Source organism: Agromyces sp. NPDC058064 (assembly GCF_042885275.1).
Taxonomy (GTDB): Bacteria; Actinomycetota; Actinomycetes; order Actinomycetales; family Microbacteriaceae; genus Agromyces.
Window position 1 is genome coordinate 1 of the sequence record NZ_JBHVSE010000010.1, and the last position, 1,133, is coordinate 1,133.

General features: G+C 56.8%; 2 rRNA genes. Both read right to left on the reverse strand.

Features of this window, described 5'->3' with window-relative positions:
- Positions 1-99: 99 nt before the first annotated feature.
- Positions 100-216, reverse strand: a 5S ribosomal RNA gene (gene rrf, locus ACFVSL_RS18395).
- An 89-nt stretch (positions 217-305) separates the two neighbouring features.
- Positions 306-1,133, reverse strand: a 23S ribosomal RNA gene (locus tag ACFVSL_RS18400); the annotation flags it as partial.

A 1,133-nucleotide genomic window follows, 5' to 3' on the forward strand; every position in this document is an offset into this window, starting at 1 on the left:
CGAGGGGACCGGCCCGGGACCGGCACAATGCTCGGCGTACAACGCAGAAAACCCCCGTAACAGGATTCTCATCCGTTACGGGGGTTTTCTTCAAAAAAAGTTCGGCGGCGTCCTACTCTCCCACAGGGTCCCCCCTGCAGTACCATCGGCGCTGTGAGGCTTAGCTTCCGGGTTCGGAATGTAACCGGGCGTTTCCCTCACGCTATGACCACCGAAACACTATGAAACTGTCAACCGCACCACGCTCTGTGACAAACGTAGGGTTGTTCGTGGTTTCAGAACCAACACAGTGGACGCGAGCAACTGAGGACAAGCCCTCGGCCTATTAGTACCAGTCACCTCCACCCGTTACCGGGCTTCCAGATCTGGCCTATCAACCCAGTCGTCTACTGGGAGCCTTAACCCCTCAAGGGGGTGGGAATACTCATCTCGAAGCAGGCTTCCCGCTTAGATGCTTTCAGCGGTTATCCTTTCCGAACGTAGCCAACCAGCCATGCCCTTGGCAGGACAACTGGCACACCAGAGGTTCGTCCGTCCCGGTCCTCTCGTACTAGGGACAGCCCTTCTCAATATTCCTACGCGCGCAGCGGATAGGGACCGAACTGTCTCACGACGTTCTAAACCCAGCTCGCGTACCGCTTTAATGGGCGAACAGCCCAACCCTTGGGACCGACTCCAGCCCCAGGATGCGACGAGCCGACATCGAGGTGCCAAACCATCCCGTCGATATGGACTCTTGGGGAAGATCAGCCTGTTATCCCCGGGGTACCTTTTATCCGTTGAGCGACGGCGCTTCCACAAGCCACCGCCGGATCACTAGTCCCGACTTTCGTCCCTGCTCGACCCGTCGGTCTCACAGTCAAGCTCCCTTGTGCACTTACACTCAACACCTGATTACCAACCAGGCTGAGGGAACCTTTGGGCGCCTCCGTTACTCTTTAGGAGGCAACCGCCCCAGTTAAACTACCCATCAGACACTGTCCCTGATCCGGATCACGGACCCAGGTTAGACATCCAGCACGACCAGAGTGGTATTTCAACGACGACTCCACAACCACTGGCGTGGCCGCTTCAAAGTCTCCCACCTATCCTACACAAGCCGAACCGAACACCAATATCAAACTGTAGTAAAG